Origin of the sequence: Enterobacter cloacae complex sp. 418I7, from assembly GCF_050030705.1 — a bacterium.
Lineage (GTDB): Bacteria > Pseudomonadota > Gammaproteobacteria > Enterobacterales > Enterobacteriaceae > Enterobacter > Enterobacter intestinihominis.
Map to the genome: position 1 here is coordinate 113,809 of NZ_JBLGUU010000001.1, position 23,090 is coordinate 136,898.

The 23,090-nt window shown below is 56.4% G+C and carries 23 protein-coding genes; 8 read left to right on the forward strand and 15 right to left on the reverse strand.

All coding sequences use genetic code 11. The annotated features are described in order from the left end of the window. Positions 1-49: 49 nt before the first annotated feature. Both ACQG0S_RS00580 and xanP read right to left on the reverse strand, forming a co-directional pair. The gene (locus tag ACQG0S_RS00580) at positions 50-1,744 is read right to left on the reverse strand and encodes an AsmA family protein (protein WP_169440860.1); all 1,695 of its coding nucleotides are present in this window, start codon (positions 1,742-1,744) and stop codon (positions 50-52) included. Between the two features lie 118 nt (positions 1,745-1,862). Then, entirely contained in the window at positions 1,863-3,254 is a 1,392-nt protein-coding gene (gene xanP, locus ACQG0S_RS00585) for a xanthine/proton symporter XanP (RefSeq protein WP_032626600.1), read from the reverse strand. 225 nt (positions 3,255-3,479) lie between these two features. Here xanP and gltS point away from each other — a divergent pair, with 225 nt between their 5' ends. Continuing rightward, the gene (gene gltS / locus ACQG0S_RS00590; protein ID WP_048966547.1) at positions 3,480-4,682 is read left to right on the forward strand and encodes a sodium/glutamate symporter; all 1,203 of its coding nucleotides are present in this window, start codon (positions 3,480-3,482) and stop codon (positions 4,680-4,682) included. A 3-nt stretch (positions 4,683-4,685) separates the two neighbouring features. Here gltS and recG read toward each other — a convergent pair whose 3' ends face one another. The 5 genes from recG to gmk are packed head-to-tail and all read right to left on the reverse strand — an operon-like array spanning position 4,686 to position 10,552. Beyond that, positions 4,686-6,767 (reverse strand): ATP-dependent DNA helicase RecG, encoded by a 2,082-nt coding sequence (gene recG / locus ACQG0S_RS00595; protein WP_048966548.1) that lies wholly within the window; start codon positions 6,765-6,767, stop codon positions 4,686-4,688. A gap of 3 nt (positions 6,768-6,770) precedes the next feature. Further along, a complete protein-coding gene (trmH, locus tag ACQG0S_RS00600) occupies positions 6,771-7,460 on the reverse strand; it encodes a tRNA (guanosine(18)-2'-O)-methyltransferase TrmH (RefSeq protein WP_032622047.1) in 690 nt (229 codons plus the stop codon). A gap of 4 nt (positions 7,461-7,464) precedes the next feature. After that, the gene (gene spoT / locus ACQG0S_RS00605; RefSeq protein ID WP_022646616.1) at positions 7,465-9,579 is read right to left on the reverse strand and encodes a bifunctional GTP diphosphokinase/guanosine-3',5'-bis pyrophosphate 3'-pyrophosphohydrolase; all 2,115 of its coding nucleotides are present in this window, start codon (positions 9,577-9,579) and stop codon (positions 7,465-7,467) included. 19 nt (positions 9,580-9,598) lie between these two features. Continuing rightward, positions 9,599-9,874, reverse strand: a complete 276-nt coding sequence (gene rpoZ, locus ACQG0S_RS00610) for a DNA-directed RNA polymerase subunit omega (protein ID WP_000135058.1) — start codon at positions 9,872-9,874, stop codon at positions 9,599-9,601. A 54-nt stretch (positions 9,875-9,928) separates the two neighbouring features. Then, the gene (gmk, locus tag ACQG0S_RS00615; protein ID WP_006177710.1) at positions 9,929-10,552 is read right to left on the reverse strand and encodes a guanylate kinase; all 624 of its coding nucleotides are present in this window, start codon (positions 10,550-10,552) and stop codon (positions 9,929-9,931) included. A gap of 251 nt (positions 10,553-10,803) precedes the next feature. Here gmk and ligB point away from each other — a divergent pair, with 251 nt between their 5' ends. Beyond that, positions 10,804-12,474, forward strand: a complete 1,671-nt coding sequence (gene ligB, locus ACQG0S_RS00620; protein ID WP_032626596.1) for an NAD-dependent DNA ligase LigB — start codon at positions 10,804-10,806, stop codon at positions 12,472-12,474. Between the two features lie 2 nt (positions 12,475-12,476). On the opposite strand, the gene ACQG0S_RS00625 is transcribed toward ligB, so the two are convergent. Together ACQG0S_RS00625 and ACQG0S_RS00630 are read right to left on the reverse strand one after the other, a co-directional pair. After that, a complete protein-coding gene (locus tag ACQG0S_RS00625) occupies positions 12,477-13,094 on the reverse strand; it encodes a trimeric intracellular cation channel family protein (RefSeq protein ID WP_023299016.1) in 618 nt (205 codons plus the stop codon). Positions 13,095-13,299: 205 nt separating this feature from the next. Beyond that, the gene (locus tag ACQG0S_RS00630) at positions 13,300-14,163 is read right to left on the reverse strand and encodes a YicC/YloC family endoribonuclease (RefSeq protein WP_003860907.1); all 864 of its coding nucleotides are present in this window, start codon (positions 14,161-14,163) and stop codon (positions 13,300-13,302) included. Between the two features lie 125 nt (positions 14,164-14,288). Here ACQG0S_RS00630 and rph point away from each other — a divergent pair, with 125 nt between their 5' ends. Together rph and pyrE are read left to right on the forward strand one after the other, a co-directional pair. Next, positions 14,289-15,005: a ribonuclease PH gene (rph, locus tag ACQG0S_RS00635; protein WP_063137882.1), complete on the forward strand. Its 717-nt coding sequence runs from the start codon at positions 14,289-14,291 to the stop codon at positions 15,003-15,005. Between the two features lie 66 nt (positions 15,006-15,071). Then, complete coding sequence (pyrE, locus tag ACQG0S_RS00640) at positions 15,072-15,713, forward strand: orotate phosphoribosyltransferase (protein ID WP_023305206.1); 642 nt, start codon at positions 15,072-15,074, stop codon at positions 15,711-15,713. An 82-nt stretch (positions 15,714-15,795) separates the two neighbouring features. On the opposite strand, the gene slmA is transcribed toward pyrE, so the two are convergent. The 3 genes from slmA to coaBC all read right to left on the reverse strand — a co-directional run bounded on the left by slmA (position 15,796) and on the right by coaBC (position 18,161). Further along, entirely contained in the window at positions 15,796-16,392 is a 597-nt protein-coding gene (gene slmA / locus ACQG0S_RS00645; protein ID WP_003860901.1) for a nucleoid occlusion factor SlmA, read from the reverse strand. Between the two features lie 121 nt (positions 16,393-16,513). Beyond that, positions 16,514-16,972 (reverse strand): dUTP diphosphatase, encoded by a 459-nt coding sequence (gene dut, locus ACQG0S_RS00650; protein WP_032626594.1) that lies wholly within the window; start codon positions 16,970-16,972, stop codon positions 16,514-16,516. Then, a complete protein-coding gene (coaBC, locus tag ACQG0S_RS00655; protein WP_087878399.1) occupies positions 16,950-18,161 on the reverse strand; it encodes a bifunctional phosphopantothenoylcysteine decarboxylase/phosphopantothenate--cysteine ligase CoaBC in 1,212 nt (403 codons plus the stop codon). The genes dut and coaBC overlap by 23 nt, the downstream gene beginning before the upstream one ends. 173 nt (positions 18,162-18,334) lie before the next feature. Between coaBC and radC the strand changes: the two genes are divergently transcribed. The 4 genes from radC to mutM all read left to right on the forward strand — a co-directional run bounded on the left by radC (position 18,335) and on the right by mutM (position 20,526). Beyond that, positions 18,335-19,000, forward strand: a complete 666-nt coding sequence (gene radC, locus ACQG0S_RS00660) for a RadC family protein (protein WP_022646621.1) — start codon at positions 18,335-18,337, stop codon at positions 18,998-19,000. Positions 19,001-19,217: 217 nt separating this feature from the next. Next, positions 19,218-19,454, forward strand: a complete 237-nt coding sequence (gene rpmB, locus ACQG0S_RS00665; protein ID WP_002436699.1) for a 50S ribosomal protein L28 — start codon at positions 19,218-19,220, stop codon at positions 19,452-19,454. Between the two features lie 22 nt (positions 19,455-19,476). Then, positions 19,477-19,644, forward strand: a complete 168-nt coding sequence (gene rpmG / locus ACQG0S_RS00670; RefSeq protein ID WP_003024094.1) for a 50S ribosomal protein L33 — start codon at positions 19,477-19,479, stop codon at positions 19,642-19,644. 72 nt (positions 19,645-19,716) lie between these two features. Continuing rightward, the gene (mutM, locus tag ACQG0S_RS00675; RefSeq protein ID WP_023305207.1) at positions 19,717-20,526 is read left to right on the forward strand and encodes a bifunctional DNA-formamidopyrimidine glycosylase/DNA-(apurinic or apyrimidinic site) lyase; all 810 of its coding nucleotides are present in this window, start codon (positions 19,717-19,719) and stop codon (positions 20,524-20,526) included. A gap of 2 nt (positions 20,527-20,528) precedes the next feature. Here mutM and coaD read toward each other — a convergent pair whose 3' ends face one another. The 3 genes from coaD to waaA are packed head-to-tail and all read right to left on the reverse strand — an operon-like array spanning position 20,529 to position 23,056. Continuing rightward, a complete protein-coding gene (coaD, locus tag ACQG0S_RS00680) occupies positions 20,529-21,008 on the reverse strand; it encodes a pantetheine-phosphate adenylyltransferase (protein ID WP_022646622.1) in 480 nt (159 codons plus the stop codon). 3 nt (positions 21,009-21,011) lie between these two features. Then, on the reverse strand, positions 21,012-21,782 hold the full coding sequence (locus ACQG0S_RS00685) for a glycosyltransferase family 2 protein (protein WP_003860875.1): 771 nt from the start codon (positions 21,780-21,782) through the stop codon (positions 21,012-21,014). Beyond that, positions 21,782-23,056, reverse strand: a complete 1,275-nt coding sequence (gene waaA, locus ACQG0S_RS00690) for a lipid IV(A) 3-deoxy-D-manno-octulosonic acid transferase (protein ID WP_003860874.1) — start codon at positions 23,054-23,056, stop codon at positions 21,782-21,784. Before waaA ends, ACQG0S_RS00685 begins: the two co-directional genes overlap by 1 nt. Positions 23,057-23,090: the final 34 nt, after the last annotated feature.

A 23,090-nucleotide genomic window follows, 5' to 3' on the forward strand; every position in this document is an offset into this window, starting at 1 on the left:
GGAACCAAAACCTCGTAGGCCGGGTAAGGCGAAGCCGCCACCCGGCTTTTTACTGTGCCGGAGCCACCGCCGACACCATCCCGCCGGTCATCGTCTGCTGCACCTGCTGTTTATCCATATTTACCGCGCTCAGCTTCCCGTTCACCGTCGGCTTCAGCGGCGCATTCGCCTGCACGCTGCCGCTGGCGGTGAGCTGAATATTGCCGTCGCCCGTAATCGGCAGCGCTGGCCAGCCCCACTGCTGCAAGACGTTGAGCGGTACACCGCGGCCGTTCAGGCTCACGGTGGTTTGTCGCTGTGGCAGCTGTGACACGGTGGCGGTCGCTTCCAGGATCCCTTTCTCGGTAAAGGCGCTCAGGTCGGTAATGTTTACCGTTGCGGCGTTGGCATTCAGCGCCAGCGACGGGCGTCGCACGTCGACGCGGTTAAAGGTTGCTGCCGCCCCGTTCAGGGTTGCGTTACCGCCCCACACGCCCCACTTGTGGTCTTGCGCCAGACGCAGATTAGCGCCATAACCGTCGAGGGAGGTGATCTGCCATGGAAACGCCGGATCGATGTCGATCACCAGGTTGCGGCTCAGGCCGAATTTTTTCAGCGTCACGCTGTTCAGCCATGCCGGAAGCGGATCCATCCACAGCGTTTTCCAGTTTACCGGAAGCGTATATTCCAGCCCGGCAATGGCAACGTCGTCCAGCACCAGCGCGTTCCCGTCGCGCAGCCAGTTGCCGGAGGTGCGCACCATGCCCCCTTCCCAGCGGGAAGTGAACTGACGCAGCGCAATGCCCTGCGGGGAGAATTCCGCGTTCAGGATAGGGTCAAAAAGATGCAGCGAGCCGTAGATAAATTCGCTGGCGTTCATGGATAACCGTCCCTCCTGGCTTTGCCAGTCCCCTTTACTCAGGGTGAGGTTACCCAGGCTGAGATCGAGGTCGGTTACCGCCCAGTCTGGCCCCTGTAGACGGGCATCGGTCACTTCCAGCCGCCCAATCTGTAACGAAGGCAGGGTGGAGAGAGGAGCGAAGAAATCCAGCAGCGATTTGTCGCTTTGCAGGCGGATCTCATTCAGACGCAGGGTGTCGATAACCCAGCCACCGTCGGCATTACGCTGAGCCGACCCCGTAAGCGAGCCGCGCGCCATATCGGCACCGATGGTATTGAGCACCACCTCTTTGCCGTTGAGTTGTCCCTGAATCAGCACGTTGTTGGCCGGTATGCCGTTGAGCGTGAGCGACCCGGCGCTCATCTGGATTTGCGCATTTTTCCCCAGTACGTTCCCCGCCTCGGGCTGCCACGGGCTGACGCCACCGGTCACCTTTTGCGCACTGAGATCCCACTCCGTATTCGGGCTGTTAAAGGCCATGTTATTCAGTTGCAGACGATCGGCCTGGAACGGCAGCGGCGCCGTCTGTGGAGATAAATTCAGCGTGCCATCGAACAGGGTGATGGCGTCCATATGCAGCGGGTCGGTGATCTGGCGGCTGCTTAAGCCAATATCCACTTTTTTAGCGACCAGCGTGGCCGGTTTGCCATCTCGTCCGAAGGTAACGTTTTCCAGAAGAATGTGAGAAGGGGATGAAAAGCGGTGATCCATCAGGTCAAAGTTGAGCTCGTAATCGGTATTCACCGTGATCCAGCTACTGACCTGCGATGCGCCCCAGCGGGTCTGGAGCAGAAAATAAAAGGCGAGCACTACAATGAGCAGGGCTACCAGAAGATAGATAAGCAGCTTTCCAATAAATTTCATGGTCTTCCTTCCCGCGAAACGCACATAAGGGTGTTATGCACGATTTATGCGCAATGCTCAAGGCGGGAATGGTGTAAAGAGATGTCACGGCAGGCATTGACAGCCTGCCGTGTGGGGATCAGTTCTTTTCAGGCGGGAAAATGAGATTCAGCACGATAGCGGTAATACCGCCCGCGGCGATGCCGGAAGAGAGCAGGTTTTTCACCCAGTCCGGGGCAAACTGCAAAATCAACGGCTGCTGGGAGACGCCAAGTCCTACGGCGAGAGACAGCGCAATAATCATGATTGCGCGGCGGTTCAGCGGCTCGCGGGAGACGATACGCACGCCGGAGGCCGCGATGGTACCGAACATGACCAGCGTCGCGCCGCCCAGGACCGGCTCGGGAATGTGCTGCACAAACCCGCTCACCGCCGGGAACAGGCCGAGGACCACCAGCATCAGCGCCACCACGAAGCCCACGTAGCGGCTGGCCACACCGGTCAACTGGATCACGCCATTGTTCTGGCCGAAGCAGGAGTTCGGGAATGTGTTGAACACCGCCGAGACAAACGAGTTCAGTCCGTTCGCCAGCACGCCGCCTTTCAGACGTTTCATGTACAGCGGGCCGGAGACCGGCTGCTCGGACACGTCGGAGGTGGCAGTGATATCGCCAATGGTTTCCAGCGAGGTGATCATAAAGACCAGCATCAGCGGCAGGAGAAGACTCCAGTCAATGCCCAGGCCGTAGTAGAGCGGCGTTGGCACGGTAATCAACGCGCTGTTGGTTGGGGTGGTGTTTTCCGGCAGCATGCCCAGCGCCCACGCCAGCAGGTAACCGGCCGCCATGGCGATCACCAGCGAAGCCACGCGCAGGTACGGGTTACGCTGGCGGTTAAGCAGAATAATGATCGCCAGCACCACGCCTGCCAGCAGCAGGTTTTTCGGCGCGCCGAAGGTATGGTCGCTCATTGCCGCGTAGCCGCCCCCGATGGAGGTCAGACCCACCTGAATCAGCGACAGGCCGATAATCATCACCACCACGCCGGAGACCAGCGGGGTGATCACCCGGCGCGCAAGGTGCAGAACGCGGGAGATGATCATCTCTGTGCAGCTTGCCAGCATCAGGGTGCCGAAAAGCGCCGCCATCATCGTCGGGACATCTGCGCCGCCGGTTTTCAGTGCCGTACCGCCCATGATCAGCGGCGCCACAAAGTTAAAGCTGGTGCCCTGAATCGACAGCAACCCCGAACCCACCGGACCCCAGGCTTTAATTTGAATGATGGAGGCTACACCGGAAGCGAACAGAGACATACTGATGATGTGTTGCGTATCCTGCGCCGGTAACCCCAGCGCCTGACAAATCAGCAGAGCCGGCGTGATGACCGCAACGAACATCGCCAGCAGATGCTGGCAGGCGGCAAACAGGGTTTGAGGTAGCGGGGGACGATCTTCAAGGCGGTAAATCAGTTCACTGTTTTGCTTCTGCGCAATCGGTTGCGCATCAGCAGACTCCAGAGTGTTAACAGACATCGGCGGCAATCCCACGGTGGAAAAGCGGGCATTTTAGCTGACCACCTGGTAAAAGCAAACGATTGCCAGCAAAAAAAAGAGAGAAAATCTGCCGGTGTGAGCAGGTTTTCTACAACGAACAGGAAAAAAAAATTACACTTTTCGCGCCGGCGGCTCATGACGAGCATCACCCGGCCCAGGATAACGCCGCGTGTGTATGGAACACGCGCATAACAGGAGCCTTTTATGATTCATCTCGATACGTTGTCGACCCTTGTTGCCGCAACGCTGGTTCTTCTGCTTGGTCGCAAGCTGGTACACAGTGTTTCCTTTCTGAAAAAGTACACCATTCCTGAACCTGTAGCCGGTGGATTGCTGGTGGCGCTGGCCCTGCTGGTACTGAAAAAAAGCATGGGCTGGGAAATTGATTTTGATATGTCCCTGAAAGATCCGTTGATGCTGGCCTTCTTTGCCACTATCGGCCTGAACGCTAACCTCGCAAGCCTGCGTTCAGGCGGCAAGGTGCTGGGCGTGTTTTTGATTGTCGTGGTGGGCCTGCTGCTGATGCAAAACGCCATCGGCATCGGTATGGCGTCGCTGCTGGGGCTGGATCCGCTGATGGGTCTGCTGGCGGGGTCGATTACCCTGTCAGGTGGCCACGGAACGGGCGCGGCGTGGAGCAAGCTGTTCATCGAACGCTATGGCTTTGAAAACGCAACGGAAGTGGCAATGGCCTGCGCGACCTTTGGCCTGGTGCTTGGCGGGCTGATTGGCGGCCCGGTGGCGCGCTATCTGGTGAAACATTCCACTACGCCGGAAGGCAGACCAGACGATGAAATGGTGCCGACCGCGTTCGAAAAACCGGACGTTGGTCGCAGCATCACCTCGTTGGTGATGATTGAAACCATCGCCATGATTGCCATCTGCCTCACCGTGGGCAAAATCGTTGCGCAATGGCTGGTGGGAACGGCTTTCGAACTGCCAACCTTTGTCTGCGTGCTGTTTATCGGGGTGATCCTGAGCAACGGTCTGGCGCAGATGGGCTTCTACCGCGTCTTCGAACGCGCGGTGTCCGTGCTGGGGAACGTCAGCCTGTCGCTGTTCCTGGCGATGGCGCTGATGAGCCTCAAGCTGTGGGAGCTGGCCTCGCTGGCGCTGCCGATGGTGGCGATCCTGGCGGTACAGGCCGTGTTTATGGCGCTGTATGCCATCTTTGTTACCTGGCGCATGATGGGCAAAAACTATGATGCGGCGGTACTGGCTGCGGGTCACTGTGGATTTGGTCTGGGAGCGACACCAACGGCCATCGCGAATATGCAGGCGATCACCGAACGGTTCGGCCCGTCGCACATGGCGTTTCTGGTGGTGCCGATGGTGGGCGCATTCTTCATTGATATCGTCAACGCGCTGGTCATTAAGCTCTACCTGATGCTGCCGATGTTTGGCTGACCGTCAGGCGTTGGAATACCGCTCGGTTTCCGGCATCCAGCGTTCAATTAACGCTGCCGCCTGTTCGGGGTAGCGTTCATGAATATGACGCGCAAGGCGTTGTACTTCGGGGATCATGGCCTGATCGCGCAGCAAATCCGCCACTTTAAATTCGGCGTTACCCGTCTGACGCGTGCCCAGCAGTTCGCCCGGGCCGCGGATCTCCAGATCTTTTTGCGCAATGACGAAGCCGTCATTGCTGTCGCGTAATACCTGCAAACGCATCTGCGCGGTTTTCGACAGCGGGGCTTTGTAGAGCAGCACGCAGTGAGAGGCGATCGCGCCACGGCCCACGCGGCCTCGTAGCTGGTGGAGCTGCGCCAGGCCCAGACGCTCCGGGTTCTCAATAATCATCAGGCTGGAGTTCGGCACATCCACGCCCACTTCGATAACCGTGGTCGCAACGAGTAAGTGCAGCTCGCCCTGTTTGAACGACTGCATCACCGTCTGCTTCTCGGCAGGCTTCATGCGCCCGTGAACCAGACCGACGTTCAGCTCTGGCAGGGCGAGCTTTAACTCTTCCCATGTGGCTTCGGCAGCCTGCGCTTCCAGCAGCTCAGACTCTTCAATCAGGGTGCAGACCCAGTACGCCTGACGCCCTTCCTGCGTACAGGCGTTGCGCACGCGGTCAATGATGTCGCTGCGCCGCGTGTCCGGTATGGCAACCGTGGTCACCGGCGTTCGGCCCGGCGGCAACTCGTCGATGGTGGAGGTATCCAGATCGGCATAGGCCGTCATCGCCAGGGTGCGCGGAATCGGCGTGGCGGTCATGATCAGCTGATGCGGGTGGAAGCCCTGTTGCAGACCTTTCTCCCACAGCGCCAGACGCTGATGAACACCAAAGCGGTGCTGTTCGTCGATAATGACCAGCGCCAGGCCGTTAAACTGCACCTGTTCCTGGAAAATGGCGTGCGTACCGACAATCATCTGCACCTGCCCGCTGGCAATGGCTTCCTGCTGCGCAAGACGTGCTTTGCCCTTCTGCTTCCCGGCCAGCCAGCCCACTTCGATCCCCAGTGGGGCGAACCAGTTACGGAAATTGTTGGCGTGCTGCTCGGCCAGCAGTTCTGTCGGTGCCATCAGCGCCACCTGCTTGCCGTGGGCGATAGCGCGTAAAGCGGCCAATGCGGCAACCAGCGTTTTCCCGGAACCCACGTCGCCCTGCACCAGGCGCATCATCGGCACATTCAGCGCCATATCGCGTTCAATCTCGGCGGTAACCCGCGCCTGTGCGCCGGTGGGTTTAAACGGCAGTGTGGCCAGCAGCTTATCTTTGAGCTCATCATGCGGGCTTAATGGCTGCGCGTGGAAACGCTGCGCACCTGCGCGCAGAGCCAGCATGCTCAGGTTGTGAGCCAGTAATTCCTCAAGGATAAGACGCCGTTGGGCGGGATGTTTACCGCTTTCTAAATCAACAAGCTGAAGCGTTGGGGGTGGACGGTGCAGGGTGCGCAACGCCTCCGGCAGGCTCATCATGCCCTGCGCCAGCTCCGGCGGCAGCAGCTCGTTAATGGCGCAGGTATCGAGCAGCTCCAGCGCCTGGTCGGTGAGCTTGCGCAGCGTGGCCTGCTTAATGCCTTCGGTGGTTGGATAGACCGGCGTGAGCGTCTCCTGTAGCTCAGGTGAGCTGAGATCGCCCTGCACGCGGTATTCCGGGTGGATCATCTCCGCGCCGTATTTGCCCCGTTTGGCTTCACCGTACGCAAGTACGCGTCGTCCGGTGGCAAGGCTGTTTTTCATCGCCGCATTGAAGTTGAAAAAGCGCATGGTGAGAATGCCGGTGCCGTCGCTGATCTGGCAGGTCATCATCCTGCGTCCGCCAAAGGTGATGTTGCAGTTCAGCACTTCCCCTTCAACGGTGGCGTAAATAGCGGGCAGCAGATCGCCAATTTTATAAAGCTGAGTACGGTCTTCGTAACGCAGGGGGAGGTGGAGCAGGAGATCCTGCACGGTGTGCAGGCCAATCTTCGCCAGTTTACTGCTTTGTGCCGCGCCCACGCCCGTCAGGCTGTTGAGCGGTATGGCGTCCAGCAGGCGGCCTTTCATGATTTACCCTGCGTACTGCATGGTGGACCACCACTCGGCATCGGCTTCAATTTCGCCCTGCGCGTTGACGTGGGGGTAAGGCAATTTCTTCTGCTTCGCAACGCGAGCCAGCACCGGATAGCCACCTTCAAACAGCAGGCGCTGCTGCTCCTCTTCCGGCAGCATGCTGTTGCTGCGCTCGTACATTCCGGCATTCTGACGCTGGCGCTGCGCTTCATACAGGATCAGCGCTGAGGCGACCGACACGTTGAGTGACTGGACCATGCCGATCATCGGAATGATGATGTCCCGGTCAGCCAAATCCAGTGCTTCCTGCGTGATCCCCGTTTTCTCCTGGCCCATTAAAATGCAGGTCGGGCGGGTGTAGTCGATCTCACGGAAATCCACGGCTTTAGCAGAGAGGTTGGTTGCCAGAACCTGCATGCCACGCCCTTTCAGGTGCGAGACCGCTTCACCAATAGTCTGGTGAGTTTTCACGGATACCCAGCTATTGCTGCCTGCGGCGGTGGAGGCCATGGTACGCATACGTGCGCCTGGCCAGACGGCGTGGACTTCATGCACGCCGACGGCATCTGCGGTGCGAACGATAGCAGAGACGTTATGAGGTTTATGGACCTGCTCCATGCAGACCGTCAGATCAGGCTGACGCCTGGCGAGCATTTCGCAGATTCGCTCGTAACGTGTTGAATTCATAATGCTAGTTTCGGTTACGGGTGACTTTAATGACATCCGGCATCACGCGGATCTTGCGCATAATATTGGCCAGATGTACGCGGTCACGGGCGGTCAGGCGAATAAAGGCGCTGTAAACGCGGCCATCTTTTTCTTCAGTATTCAGGCTCTGAATGTTTGACGAGGCCGTGTTGATCGCTGCCGTCAGGTTCGCCAGTGCACCCTGGTGGTTAAACATATCCACCTTGATTTCAGTGATAAATTCCTGCGCTGTCTCTTTATCCCATTCGACCGCCATGAACTTCTCAGGCTCTTTCTGATAGCCACGGATGTTACGGCAGGATTCGTGGTGGATCACCAGCCCTTTACCCGGGCTGACGTGCGCAATAATCGGGTCGCCCGGGATAGGGCGGCAGCATTTGGCGAAGGTGATGAGCACCCCGTCAGCGCCTTTGATTGGCAGGTGACCATGATTTTGCGCGTTAGCAGGAACGGCTGTCGTTTCGCCCTGTTGCAGGTTCTTCGCCACGACCACGCTCATGGCGTTTCCGAGGCCAATCTCTGCCAGCAGGTCATCCAGCGAGGCGAGCTTCATACGCTCCAGCTCATGCTGAATGTTTTCTGGTGGGATCTCTGCCAGTTTGCGGCTGCCACCCAGCGCGTGATTGAGCAGACGACGCCCCAGGCTAACGGAGTCGTCGCGCTTGAGATTTTTCAGCAGCTGGCGGATTTTTGCGCGCGCTTTTGAGCTCACGACAAAGTTCAGCCAGGCGGCGTTAGGACGTGCGCCCGGCGCGGTAATAATTTCGACAGTCTGCCCGCTGAAGAGCGGCTGCGACAGCGGATAAGGCTGCCTGTCGACGCGGGCACCCACGCAGGCATGGCCGATATCGGTATGCACGGCGTAAGCGAAGTCGACCGGCGTCGCGCCCGCAGGCAGTTCGACAATGCGCCCTTCCGGCGTGAAAACGTAAATCTCATCCGGGAAGAGATCGGATTTAACGCTCTCGATAAATTCAAACGAGCTACCTGCACTCTGTTGCAGCTCCAGCAGGCTCTGCATCCAGCGCTGGGCGCGGATTTGCGCGGTGGTGCTGCTTTCGCCGCCGTGCTCTTTATAAGCCCAGTGCGCCGCGACACCCATTTCCGCCATCTGATCCATGTCTTCGGTACGAATTTGCACCTCAACCGGAACGCCGTGCGGGCCAATCATCGAGGTATGCAAAGACTGGTATCCGTTCGCTTTTGGAATGGCGATGTAATCTTTGACGCGCCCCGGACGTGGCTTGTACAGGCTATGCATCTGCCCCAGCACGCGGTAGCAGGTGTCAGAGTCGTGGACGATGACGCGGAACGCGTAGATATCCATGATCGAGTGGAAACGCTGCTCTTTGAGCACCATTTTGCAGTAGATAGAGTACAAATGCTTTTCGCGACCGCTGACGCGGCACGGAATACCGGCTTCCTGCAAGCGCCCTTCGATTTCAGAGAGGATCTTTTGAATCATCTCTTTACGGTTACCGCGAGCGGCTTTCACCACCTCTTTAATCACGCGATAGCGGTTCGGGTATAACGCTTCAAAACCCAGCTCTTCCAGCTCGGTTTTAATGTGATGAATACCTAAACGGTGCGCCAGCGGACTGTAGATTTCGAGGGTTTCACGGGCGATGCGGCGACGTTTATCCGGGCGAAGTGAGCCCAGCGTGCGCATATTGTGGGTGCGGTCAGCAAGTTTGATGAGAATGACGCGGATATCCTGCACCATCGCCATGATCATCTTGCGAAAGTTTTCGGCCTGCGCCTCTTTCTTATCGCGGAATTTCAGCTTATCAAGCTTAGAGACCCCTTCCACCAGCTCGGCAACGCTTTTGCCAAACAGCTGTTCCATGTCCTGGTAGGTGGCAGGGGTATCTTCAATCACGTCATGCAGCAGGGCGGCCATGAGCGTTTCGTAGTCGAGTTTCATCTCGGCCAGAATACAGGCCACCGCTACCGGGTGCGTGATATAGGGTTCACCGCTTGAACGTGTCTGGCCCTCGTGAGCGTCACGTGCAACGAGATACGCCTGCTGAAGACGCTTAATCTGGTCTTCAGGCAGGTAGGTTTGAATCAGTTGATTCAGGCTTTCAAACAGATACAAGGGCGACCCGCAGGTTTAATTAACGACGACCTTCAGCAATGGCGGTTACGGCCTGCAGTTCTGCGGCTTCCTGCTCTTGCTGCTCCTGGCGCTCACGCACGTCGAGGATCTGGTTGTTGATCAGACCTTCTTCGATTTCGCGAAGTGCAATAACGGTGGTTTTATCGTTTTCTTCCGGTACCAGCGGATCTTTACCGCCTACCTGCATCTGACGAGCGCGACGCGCGGCGACCAGTACCAGGTCAAAACGGTTACCAATTTTCTCTACAGCGTCCTGAACAGTTACGCGTGCCATACTTAAAATGCTCCACAGGTGAAGAAATGACTGGGCATGATACTGAAAGTGGGTTCAGTCTGCCAACAGTTTGGTGATTAATGCGTCATGTCGCTGCTTCTGGCGGCTCATACGCAGACGTTCTGCGCGAAGGATAGTTTTGAGATCGCTCAGCGCGGCATCAAAATCATCATTCACAATAAGGTAATCATATTCCGCGTAATGGCTCATTTCTGCAACAGCCTGTGCCATACGCTTCGCGATAACTTCTTCGCTATCCTGGCCGCGACCACGCAGGCGACGATCCAGTTCATCTTTCGATGGCGGTAGAATAAAAATACTGCGCGAATCAGGCATTTTCTTACGAATTTGCTGCGCGCCCTGCCAGTCGATATCCAGGAACACGTTCACGCCGGTCGCCAGAACCTGCTCAATGGTTTCACGCGAAGTACCGTAGTAGTTACCGAATACTTCTGCGTGTTCAAGAAACGCGTCTCTGCCAATCATCGCTCTGAATTCGTCGTGATTCACAAAGAAATAGTGTTCACCGTGCACCTCACCCGGACGCGGTGCTCGCGTGGTGTGAGAAACAGAAACCTGCGTATCGTACAACGGTTGGGTTTTTAACAGTGCCTGAATAAGGCTGGATTTACCCGCGCCACTAGGGGCAGAAACAATATAAAGCGTGCCTTGAGCCATGAGAGTCTTTTGTATGTGTTAACGAAGAAGTCCTACATACGGGCTTATTATACACGTCGCCGCTGTGTGACGTAGCCTTTGTCACACTTTTTCCCGTGGATGATTAAATTTTGCGTGCCGTTTTCAGGTTTTGTCTGCGGTTTGCAGCAACAAAAAGAAATGCTGGATAACGCCTCGTAAAGCGTAACGTTGTCATTCGCGTCGTTTTCAATACCGGGTTATACCTCCTCCAACGCAAAGGAGGGGTAATAATGTGGCGATGGATAAGCGGGTTTGCGCTGTTGTGGTGTAGCACCGGGTTAGCGGTATGCCCGGTATGGTCGCAGGCAAAAGCAGAAAAGGAAATTGTAGCGCTGAGCGCGCAGATCAAACGCTGGGACGATGCTTACTGGAAGCAGGGAGTCAGTGACGTTGATGACGGGGTGTACGATCAGCTTAACGCGCGGTTGAACCAGTGGCAGCGCTGCTTTGGTCATGTCTCTTCCGAAGAGAGACCGCCACCTCTGACAGGTAGTGTGACACACCCGGTTGCGCATACGGGCGTGCATAAGGTTGCCAGTAAAGCTGAGCTCAGCCAGTGGATGCGAGCCCGGCAACATCTCTGGATGCAGCCCAAAGTGGATGGCGTGGCTGTGACGCTGGTGTACCAGGGCGGGAAGCTTGTCCGGGCCATTAGCCGTGGCAACGGTGTGAAAGGTGAAGACTGGACGGCGCAGGTTCGATCAATCCCCTCTGTTCCGCAAAACCTGTCCGGCCCCCTGGCAAATAGCGTCTTACAGGGTGAACTGTTCTGGATTCATGAAAACCACATCCAGCGTCAGATGGGGGGGATGAACATGCGGGCAAAAGTGGCGGGCGCCATGATGCGTCATAACGATAGCGCACTTCTCAGGCAGCTCGGCGTGTTTATCTGGGCCTGGCCGGATGGACCTAAAGAGATGCAGGTATCTCTGGATGCGTTGTCAAAAGCCGGGTTCACCCTGACGGCGCGTTATACGCTGCCCGCCGCGTCTGTGAATGCGGTCGAAGCGCAGCGTTCAGCGTGGCATACAACAGCATTGCCCTTTGCCACGGACGGCATTGTGGTGCGTTCAGCGGATGAACCCGCGGGCGACGGTTGGTTACCCGGTGAAGGCCGTTGGGTTGTCGCATGGAAATATACGCCTGTCGCTCAGGTTGCTGAAGTGCGAGGGATACAGTTTGGCGTCGGGCGAACGGGCAAGGTGTCCGTTGTAGCCGAACTGGATCCAGTAAAGCTTGATGATAAACAGGTGCGGCGGGTGAGCCTGGGGTCGGTCACACGCTGGCAGCGGCTGGATATTGTTCCCGGCGATCAGGTTCTGATAAGCCTCGCCGGGCAGGGGATCCCCCGATTCGATCGAGTTGTCTGGCGGGGAGCGAACAGGGAAAAACCAGAACCTCCGGCCCTGCAGTACCACTCGCTGACCTGTTTTTATGCCTCACCAGCGTGTATGGAACAGTTCTTTGCCCGGTTGACGTGGCTTAGCTCAAAACAAGGGCTAGGGATCGAGGGGTTAGGCGAGGCGGGCTGGCGAACGCTTCATCAGACGCATCGTTTCGAGCATATTTTTTCGTGGTTAACACTGACGCAGGCGCAGCTACAGTCCACGCCTGGCTTTTCCGCCGGGCGCGGGTTATCGCTCTGGCATCGTTTTAATATTGTGCGCAAACAACCTTTTATTCGCTGGGTCACAGCGATGGGGATCCCGCTGACAAAAGCCACGCTGAATGCGGTTGGGGCGGCGTCGTGGCAGGCGCTGAATCAGCGGAGCGCCGCTGACTGGCAGGCTTTGCCGGGAACAGGTGAAGAGAAGGCGCAGCAGGTCGTTAACTGGCTGCATGCGCCTCCCGTTGATAGGCTGGCAAGGTGGCTGGCTGAGCAGCACATTAACGGGTTCTGACCTTAATGCGCGTTGTGCTTGTAATGAAAAACCGGCAGGCCAAGCTTCAGACGCAATGCCAGCATACGCGCCGTGAAACCAAACAGCAGCGTGGAGATAACCACCACATCGTGGTTGGTGACATAGTGCTGCAAGGCGACATAAAGCACTGCCGCGGCAAAGGAGATGCCGGCGTACAGTTCCTTCTGGAAAACCAGCGGGATACGTTTGCAGAACATATCGCGCAGCACCCCGCCAAACACGCCCGTGATCACCGCCGCAATGGTGGCAATAACCGGGCCTTCACCCATATCGAGAGCAATTTGTGCGCCAATGATGGAAAAAACAATCAGCCCAAGCGCATCCAGCACCAGGAACAAGCGGCGCAGATGAGGCATCACCGGGGCTACAATCGTGGTTAACACGGCTGCCGTTGCCACGATAATGACGTATTCAGGGTTTTTTACCCAGCCGAGCGGATAATGGCCAAGCAGGATATCGCGCACGGACCCGCCGCCGAGCGCAGTGGCCGTGGCAATAATGATCACGCCGAAGGTGTCCATTCGGCGACGTCCGGCGGCAAGCGCGCCGGTCATGGCTTCAGCGGTAATGCCAATAAGATAGAGAATGTGAAGCAGCATAAACCCTCCGGAATGAAGTGGAGGAGGTTAGCGATTTGTGCGCAAGATCACGATTGAGATTTTCTAAGGCGAGGGGATTTGCCCTAAAGGAATTTATCAACGCATGCCAAGCGGGCTTGTGATAAGGCGGGAGGCAAAGAAAGTAAGGATAAATAAGGATTAGAAAAAGTAATGGGTGATGTGCCAGACACCACCCTGAAAGGTATTACTCGATATTCTGGATCTGCTCGCGCATCTGCTCAATCAGGACCTTCAGTTCAATTGCTGAATTGGTCACCTCTGCATTGATAGACTTAGACGCCAGCGTGTTCGACTCGCGGTTGAACTCCTGCATCATAAAGTCGAGACGGCGGCCTACCGCTTCTTTCTTCTTCAGGATGTTGTAGGTCTCTTTAACGTGCGCTTCCAGACGATCCAGCTCTTCAGCCACGTCTACACGCTGCGCCATCAGCACCAGCTCTTGTTCCAGACGGTTGTTTTCCAGCTGGACTTCCGCCTCTTCCAGTTTGGCGACAAGACGCTCACGCTGCCATTGCAGCACTTCTGGCATATGAGCGCGCACTTTAGCCACTTCGGCGCTCACGCCTTCAAGGCGTTGCTCAATCATCGCTTTCAGCGCCTGGCCTTCGGTTTCGCGGGCAACGATAAAGTCATCCAGCGTGCCGTCGAGTGCAGCCAGGATTTCAGCGGTAATCGCGTCCAGATCCTGCTCTCCGGCGGCCATCACGCCAGGCCAGCGCAGAATATCAACCGGGTTGATCTCGCCTTCATCGCTTTGCATTTTGACCCAGTTCGCCGCATTAACCAGCTGTTTTGCCAGCTTTTCGTTCAGGATCAGTTCGCCCTGTGCACTGGCATCGGGCTCAAAACGCAGGTTACATTCCACTTTCCCGCGGGTCAGACGCGTACGGATACGCTCACGCACCACAGGCTCCAGGCTGCGGAACTGTTCCGGCATACGGAAATATGTTTCCAGATAGCGCTGGTTTACCGAGCGCATTTCCCAGGTAGCGCTACCCCAGCTACCCTTGATTTCACGCCGGGCGTAGGCGGTCATACTGCGGATCATAGACATTCCCGTTTTTAAAGGAGAGATGGGGGGATTATAGCTTTCAGGGGCTTCTCAGGATAGGAATAAGCGTCCTTTATCCGTATAATGCGCAGCCACATTCGTTTCAAGCCGGAGAATCCATCATGCGTCCAGCAGGTCGTAGCACCAACCAGGTGCGTCCCGTCACCCTGACCCGTAACTATACAAAACACGCTGAAGGCTCCGTGCTGGTTGAGTTTGGTGACACCAAAGTGCTTTGCACCGCGTCCATCGAAGAGGGCGTGCCTCGCTTCCTGAAAGGTCAGGGGCAGGGGTGGATCACCGCGGAATACGGTATGTTGCCGCGCGCAACCCATACCCGTAATGCCCGTGAAGCGGCAAAAGGTAAGCAGGGCGGCCGTACTATGGAGATCCAGCGCCTGATCGCACGTGCGCTCCGCGCCGCGGTTGACTTAAAAACGCTGGGTGAGTTCACCATCACGCTGGACTGCGACGTGATCCAGGCCGATGGCGGCACGCGTACGGCCTCCATTACCGGTGCCTGTGTGGCGCTGGCAGATGCGCTGAACAAGCTGGTTTCCGCCGGTAAGCTGAAAACCAACCCAATGAAAGGGATGGTTGCTGCTGTCTCCGTTGGTATTGTTAACGGCGAAGCGCTTTGCGATCTGGAATACGTTGAAGATTCTGCCGCAGAAACCGACATGAACGTGGTGATGACCGAAGATGGTCGCATCATTGAAGTGCAGGGCACGGCAGAAGGCGAGCCATTCACTCACGAAGAACTACTCACCTTGCTGGCGTTGGCCCGAGGGGGTATTGAATCTATTGTAGCGACGCAGAAAGCGGCGTTAGAAAATTGATTTTAAGGCGACCAATGAGTCGCCTTTTTTTTGCCTGTAAGACTGAAAAGACAAAGGAGCAAATCCATGAAATCGTATCAGCGCCAGTTTATTGAGTTTGCGCTTAACAAGCAGGTACTTAAGTTTGGCGAGTTCACGCTGAAATCCGGGCGTAAAAGCCCGTATTTCTTCAACGCCGGGCTGTTTAATACCGGGCGCGACCTGGCACTGTTAGGCCGCTTCTATGCCGAAGCGCTGGTAGATTCCGGGATTGATTTCGATCTGCTGTTTGGCCCCGCGTACAAAGGCATTCCAATTGCAACCACCACGGCGGTGGCGCTGGCGGAGCACCATGACCGCGACGTACCGTACTGCTTTAACCGTAAAGAGGCCAAAACCCACGGTGAAGGCGGCAATCTGGTAGGCAGTGCGTTGCAGGGCCGCGTGATGCTGGTGGATGACGTGATCACCGCAGGTACCGCGATCCGTGAATCGATGGAAATTATCCAGGCTAACGGTGCAACGCTTGCGGGTGTGCTGATTTCGCTCGATCGTCAGGAACGCGGGCGTGGCGACATCTCTGCTATTCAGGAAGTGGAACGCGATTATGGCTGCAAAGTGATCTCTATCATCACGCTGACAGACCTGATTGCATATCTGGAAGAGAAGCCTGAGATGGCGGATCACCTGGCGGCGGTAAAAGCGTATCGCGAAGAGTTCGGGGTTTAATTGCGTTGCCCGGTGGCGCTACGCTTACCGGGCCTACCTGTTCGTAGGCCGGATAAGGCGAAGCCGCCATCCGGCGATGGCGTTACTGTAATTGTGCTGCCACTAACGGCCAGCGGGCGTCAAAATCGTCCGTTGGTCGATATTTAAACTCGCTGCGCACAAACCGGGAGAGCATCCCTTCGCAAAATGCCAGGATCTGGCTTGCCAGCAGCGTCTCATCCGTATTATATCCCTCACCTTCCCGCATTTTCTTCTCGCGCAGAACCTGACGAAGCTGGGCTTCGATACGCTCAAAAAGCTGGTTTATACGGCCTTGCAGACGATCCTGTTCAAACATCAGCGCGTGGCCGGTAAGAATACGGGTCAGACCCGGGTTACGTTCACCAAAGCCCAGAATCAGCAGCACAATCAGACGCAGACGCGTGCTGGTGTCTTTTTCATCCTTCAGAATCAGGTTGATGCGCGTTATCAGGCTATCTTCGATAAACTCGATCAGGCTGTCGAACATCCGGGTTTTGCTCGGGAAATGACGATACAGCGCCGCCTCTGACACGCCCACAGAGGCCGCCAGCTTGGCGGTGGTGATGCGTTGACTGCCGTCGCTGGATTCAAGCATCAGAGCCAGAGATTGAAGTATTTCTTCGCGACGATTCCTTTTCGCGGTTTGTTTTTCTGCCATGTTACAAAATACCCCTGAAAATAAGCACTTGTCAGGCTGGCAACCACACAGCGACCCGCAAACTGACGTTTGCGGTTTGTTATTGCATTATGGCGCTGTGAGATGCGTGTTTGTCGGGCGGTTATTTGCGCCCGGAATGGCCGAAGCCGCCTTCGCCACGGTCGGTAACGTCGAAGTCTGCCACCAAGTTAAATTCTGCCTGCACCACCGGTACAAACACCATCTGCGCAATACGCTCGCCCGGTTCAATGGTGAAGCTGTCCTGGCCACGGTTCCAGACGGATACCATCAGCTGACCCTGATAGTCAGAGTCGATCAGGCCGACCAGGTTACCCAGCACGACGCCATGCTTATGGCCCAGGCCAGAGCGCGGCAGGATCACCGCTGCCAGTGACGGGTCAGCAATGTGAATCGCCAGCCCGGTCGGGATCAGGGTCGTTGCACCCGGCGCCAGTTCTACGGCGTCATCGAGACAGGCGCGCAGGTCAAGACCGGCAGAGCCGGAGGTGGCATACGTTGGCAGCGGAAATTGCTCGCCAACGCGCGGGTCCAGAATCTTAACGTCGATTTTTTTCATCATAACGGGTAACGATCTCGTCCAGTAATTGTTGGCCCAGGAGTTCTTTGCGCTCAAGCGGTAAGACTTTATCTCCATCCTGCCAGAAAAGGTGCAATGCGTTGCTGTCGCTGTTAAATCCTTGCGTGGACAGCGATACGTCGTTCGCGCAAATCAAATCGAGGTTTTTGCGGGTACGTTTTTGCCGGGCATATTCTTCCACATTATTCGTTTCTGCGGCAAACCCAACAACGTAAGGACGATGAGTTTTCAATGCGGCGACACCGGCAACGATATCCGGGTTCTTCACCATTTTTATTGTTAATTCATCACCTTGCTTTTTAATTTTGGCGTCGGCAATGGTTTCGGCGCGGTAATCAGCAACGGCCGCACAGCCGATAAAAATATGCTGTTGTTGAGCATGCGCCTGTACGGCGGCTTCCATTTCCAGCGCGGTAGTTACATCAATACGCCGCACAAACGCAGGGGTGGTAAGCGACACCGGGCCGCTCACCAGCGTCACGTTCGCGCCGCGTTTGGCTGCCGCGGCAGCAATTGCAAAGCCCATTTTGCCGGAGCTGTGGTTGGTGATGTATCGCACCGGATCCAGCGGCTCGCGCGTGGGGCCCGCGGTAATCATGATGTTGAGATGTTGCAGATCGTTGACAGGCGAGAAATGGGCGGCGGCCATATCAACAATCGTCAATGGGTCGAGCATACGCCCTGGCCCCACGTCGCCACAGGCCTGGCTGCCGCTCTCCGGTCCCCAAATTAGCAGGCCGCGCGAGGCCAGCGTATCCAGATTATGCTGGGTAGCGGCGTTGCGATACATCTGCTGGTTCATTGCGGGTACAACCGCGACGGGCGCAGGCGTGGCGAGGCAAATGGTCGTTACCAGATCGTTCGCCATCCCGGCCGCCACGCGGGCAATTACATCTGCCGTGGCGGGGGCAAGGATAACCAGATCGGCCCATTTCCCCAGCTCAATATGGCCCATTGCGGCTTCGGCTGCCGGGTCGAGAAGGCTGTCGGATACCGGGTATCCCGAGACGGCTTGCAGGCTCAGCGGGGTGATAAAGGCTTTGCCGCCTTCGGTGATCGCGACCCGTACGTCGGCCCCGCGCTCGCGCAAACGGCGCACCAGGTCTGGCGTTTTATAGGCAGCAATACCGCCGCTGACGCCAAGAACGATTTTTTTACCGGCCAGGCTCATCATGATTCTTTCCTGTTGGGTTTCACCAGAGAGCGGGCATTTTATCACAATCCCTAAAACGGGGTGATGATGTCCTTAATTCACTTTGCGAGGCGCTACGCAAGAACGAAACGCCAGCGTCGAGCCCCGAATTTGCCTGTGGCAGCATAATGGCAAACAGAAGGAGGCCGGGCATGGAAGAGACTGAACTGCTGCTACCGCGTGAAAAAATGCTGCGCCATGGCGTCACGTTGTTAAAGGACGACGAGCTGCTGGCGCTCTTTTTACGCACAGGCACGCCGGGGAAAACGGTATTTACGCTGGCGAAAGAGCTGATAGAGCATTTCGGCTCACTGTATGGATTGTTGACCGCCGAGCTGGAGGCGTTTACGCACGTTGAGGGTATTGGCGTGGCGAAATATGCCCAATTACGGGGCATTGCGGAGCTGGCCCGGAGATTTTACAACGTGCGTATGGAGGAAGAAGACCCGATCCTCACCCCCGATATGACCCGCGAATTTCTGCAAAGCCAGCTTTCCGATCTGGAGCGGGAGATCTTTATGGTGATCTTTCTCGACAACAAAAACCGGGTACTGAAACATACCCGCCTTTTTTCGGGAACATTGAGCCACGTTGAGGTGCATCCGCGTGAAATTGTGCGGGAAGCGATAAAAGTGAATGCAGCCGGCGTGATCCTCGCGCATAATCACCCCTCTGGCTGTGCAGAACCAAGCAGAGCTGACAAAGCAATTACCGAACGTATTATCAAATGCTGTCAATTCATGGACATTCGTGTGCTGGACCATCTGATAATTGGCCGCGGAGAGTACATTTCTTTTGCCGAACGTGGCTGGATTTAGGCCTTTTCTCGCGATCCATCGGGATCTTTGTCTGTTCGGGACTTGAGCACACCGCCGAGTCAGCGTATACTACGCCACCTTTGAGAATCTCGGGTTTGGCATTTGGGCCTGGCAATCGAGAGTTCAATAGAACTATGCGATGACCGGGCTGTAAAGCCTGACGAGGCGCCGATACCCCATACGAAGCTCGAGCTAATTTGATTTTTGGAGAATAGACATGTCCCGAGTCTGCCAAGTTACTGGCAAGCGTCCGGTGACCGGTAACAACCGTTCCCACGCACTGAACGCGACTAAACGCCGTTTCCTGCCGAACCTGCACTCTCACCGTTTCTGGGTTGAGAGCGAGAAGCGTTTTGTCACCCTGCGCGTATCTGCTAAAGGTATGCGTGTAATCGATAAGAAAGGCATCGATACAGTTCTGTCCGAACTGCGTGCCCGTGGCGAAAAGTACTAAGTACTTAAAGAGGAAATAAATCATGGCTAAAGGTATTCGCGAGAAAATCAAGCTGGTTTCTTCTGCTGGTACAGGTCACTTCTACACCACCACGAAGAACAAACGTACTAAGCCGGAAAAACTGGAACTGAAAAAATTCGATCCAGTTGTACGCCAGCACGTACTGTACAAAGAAGCTAAAATCAAATAATTTTAGTCTCCTTGTATTGAAAAACCCCGCAACTGCGGGGTTTTTTGCATTCTGCATCTCAACGGAGGAACCATGCCTGAATTACCTGAGGTAGAGACCAGCCGCCGCGGCATTGAGCCCCATCTGGTTGGCGCGACTATTCTTCATGCTGTCGTTCGCAACGGGCGTCTGCGCTGGCCGGTGTCCGATGAGATCCACGCGTTAAGCGATAAACCCGTCCTGAGCGTACAGCGCCGCGCGAAATACCTGCTGCTGGAGCTGCCTGACGGCTGGATCATTATCCATCTGGGCATGTCGGGAAGCCTGCGCATCCTCACCGAAGAGTTGCCTGCGGAAAAGCACGACCACGTTGATCTGGTGATGAGTAACGGCAAGGTGCTGCGTTACACCGACCCGCGTCGCTTTGGTGCATGGCTGTGGACCAAAGAGCTGGAAGGGCACAACGTGCTGGCGCATCTTGGACCTGAGCCGCTCTCAGAGGCGTTTAACGCGGATTATCTCAAAGAGAAGTGCGCGAGAAAGAAAACCCCGATCAAACCCTGGCTGATGGATAACAAGCTGGTCGTGGGCGTGGGGAATATCTATGCCAGCGAATCGTTGTTTGCCGCCGGGATCCATCCCGATCGGCTGGCCTCTTCGCTGTCTGCGCAGGAGTGCGAGCTGCTGGTCAGAGTGATTAAAGCGGTACTGCTGCGCTCAATTGAGCAGGGCGGGACGACGCTGAAGGATTTTCTGCAAAGCGACGGGAAGCCGGGCTATTTTGCGCAGGAGTTGCAGGTTTATGGTCGTAAGGGGGAACCGTGCAGAGCATGCGGGACGCCGATTATTGCCACGAAGCACGCTCAGCGCGCCACGTTTTACTGTCGTCAGTGCCAGAAGTAGGGTTACTTTAACTTTTCCATCAACGCCTGGTGGACGTTAACCGGCAGAAAGTGGGTAACGTCCCCGCGATGGCGCGCCACCTCTTTTACCAGCGAAGAAGAGATGAAGGACCACTCTTTGGAGGGCATCAGGAATACGCTCTCCAGCTCCGGCATCAGATGGCGGTTCATGTGCGCCAGCTGCATCTCATATTCGAAGTCTGCTACCGCGCGAAGACCGCGGATCAGGATATTGGCCTGCTGAGCACGGGCAAAGTTTGCCATCAAATCGCTGAATCCGACGACCTCAACATTAGACAAATGCGAAATCGCATCGGTGGCAAGCTGCACGCGTTCGTTCAGGTCAAACATCGGCTTTTTGCTCGGGCTGGCGGCAATGGCCAGAATCACCTTGTCGAACATACACGCCGCACGGGTGATGATATCAAGATGACCGTTAGTGATCGGATCGAAGGTACCCGGATAAATCGCTTTTGTGCTCATGGCTCACGTTTTCTCTGAGTAGCCGCGGTTCAGCGCCCACAGCTCGGTGTATTTGTTGAAAGTATACTGGGCATTCACTACCGCCAGTAACCAGCCCTGTTTGCCGTCCAGCACGCCGCCACGTAGCAGCAGCGTTTTCAGAAACGCGCCCAGCGTGTGGGTGAAGATGCCGGTCAGCGTGGCCTTCTTGCCGCGCGCATGCCGCTCCTGTGCCCAGGCGGTGGCATAGTTCAGCTGTTTCCGCTGGAAGCTGGCGAAATCGCGGCAGGTCAGATGAAGCAGATCGCCCGTCAGGGGGATGACCTGAGCGTTATCGCAGGCCAGAGACTCATGGACCAGGTTGTCGTTGTACTGATAACGCTCGCGGGCATAGAGGCGCATCACGCGGTCGGGGTACCAGCCGCTGTGGCGCATAAAGCGGCCCAGGAAATAGTTACGACGCGCGATACTGTAGACCGCGCCGGGCTGTGGCGCGGCAAGCACCGTTTGAATGGCCTGTCGGAGTTCCGGGGTGACGCGCTCATCGGTATCGATCATCAACACGTAATCGCCTGTGGCGTAACCCTGCGCACGCTGACGCTGAATACCGTAGCCCTGCCAGTCGGTGTCGGTAAAGACTTTTGCCCCGGCTGCACGGGCAACGTCCGCCGTATTGTCCGTACTTCCGGAATCGAGAATGACGATTTCGTCAGCCCAGGCAACAGAGGCCAGGCAATCCGGAAGCAGGTCGGCGGCGTTTTTGGCGATCATCACGACCGACAGACGCGTTGACATTAGTGGCTCCGCTGCGGCAGGTAAGGTTGCAGAAGTTGCAGCAGACGGGTCAGTGCACCCTGGTTCTGATGCAGGACTTCAACGGCGTGACGACCGTACCACAGGCGGTAATCTTCGTCAGTCAGAAGGGTTGAGACCTCTTTGACCACCGAGTCCGCATCGGTCACGGTGATTAAGCCATCGGCTTGCTGCAATTTCGCGCAGATATCTTTGAAGTTAAACGTGTGTGGACCCATCAGCACGGGAATGGCGTGGGCTGCCGGCTCCAGCGGGTTATGACCACCGCGCTCCACCAGGCTTCCGCCAACGAATGCAAGATCGGCAATCCCGTACAGCAGCATCAGTTCGCCCATCGTATCGCCAATCACCACCTGCGTGCTGCCAGAGGGGATTTCGCCGCTGCTGCGCAGGGTGAAGCTGAAACCGCCTTTTTGCACCATCTCCCGGGCATCTTTAAAACGCTCAGGATGTCGAGGAACCAGAATCAGCAGTAAATCAGGGAATTTTTCCAGCAGCTGGCGGTGAGCCTGAAGAATAATGGCTTCTTCGCCGTCATGGGTGCTGGTGGCAATCCAGACCTGGCGACGCGGCGCCCACTGACGACGCAGCGTTACCGCACGGGCGGCGAGTTCAGGGGTGACGGAAATATCGAACTTCAGGCTACCCGTGACCGCAAGCTGGTTGCGCTTCAGGCCGAGGGCGATAAAGCGCGCGGCATCTTCTTCGTTCTGCGCGGCGATCAGCGTAATTTTGCTGAGCAGGCGACGCATAAATTTACCCAGCTTGCCGTACCCTTTCGCCGAGCGTTCCGACAGACGCGCGTTGGCGATAACCAAAGGAATTTTACGGGCATGCAGGGCGGAAATCATATTCGGCCACAGTTCAGTTTCCATGACGATCACCAGTTTAGGGCGAACGGTATTCAGGAAACGGTTCATGGCGCAGGGGAGATCGTACGGCAGGTAGACGTGATGCACGTCTTTACCGAAGGCAGACATCACGCGCTCTGAGCCTGTTGGCGTCATCGTGGTGACGGTGATGGGCAGTGACGGATAACGGTGGCGTAAGGCACGCACCAGTGGAATGGCGGCCAGCGTTTCCCCGACTGACACGGAATGCAGCAGAATACCGTCCGGCGCCACTTTATTGCGGCAGTAGCCATAGCGTTCGGCCCAGCGTTTACGGTACGCAGGCGCTTTACGGCTACGAAGCAACAGTCGCAGCCACACCAGTGGCTGAATGATGTAGAGCAGGGCGGTATACAACAATTCCAAGCGATTATCCGTTTTTTTAGTTTCGGCCGGGAAA